1 pseudogene is annotated in these 444 nt (G+C 53.8%); it reads right to left on the bottom strand.

What is annotated here, in order from left to right:
- Positions 1-9: 9 nt before the first annotated feature.
- Positions 10-444 (bottom strand): annotated as a pseudogene (locus HMPREF2993_RS09420) (transposase); the annotation flags it as partial.

The following is a 444-nucleotide window of genomic DNA, read 5'->3' as shown; positions in this document are numbered from 1 at the left end:
CCGACGTGTCTACTTTCCGGGGGTCAGGCCCATGACAATGTTGAGATGTGCTGTGATGGAGTCTTGTTTCCTGGCGTAGATTGGGCGTGCTTTCAGGTCTGATTTCGACATCCGAAATGATTTCTCAATGTTGAATAGCCTGCGGTAATGCCCGATAGCCTCCTGAGCGGCAAGAGTAGTCAGGTCGGTTTCATAGCCTTTGATTCCGGCTAGGGCTCGGTGTTTGGCAGCAAGAGCGTAGTTGACCTTCTTGTTCGGGGCGGAAAGATCGATATAGCGGTTACGCTTGATAGCGATATCGCCGTCAACAGCCCGTTTGGCTTTTGCGACTTGCTCGCTGATTCCGCGCAGGCTGCGCCTAGCCCGATTGTGAGAGTACTGGTAATGCGTCACCGAATTCGGGGTTGTGTGTTTGCGCCCATCACTTGCCGAGGCTTGCGTCCA

Origin of the sequence: Corynebacterium sp. HMSC068G04 (assembly GCF_001814885.1) — a bacterium.
In the GTDB taxonomy this organism is placed as follows: Bacteria; Actinomycetota; Actinomycetes; order Mycobacteriales; family Mycobacteriaceae; genus Corynebacterium; species Corynebacterium hiratae.
The sequence above is the reverse complement of the archived record's forward strand: the minus strand, read 5'-3'. Positions and strand labels throughout refer to the sequence as shown.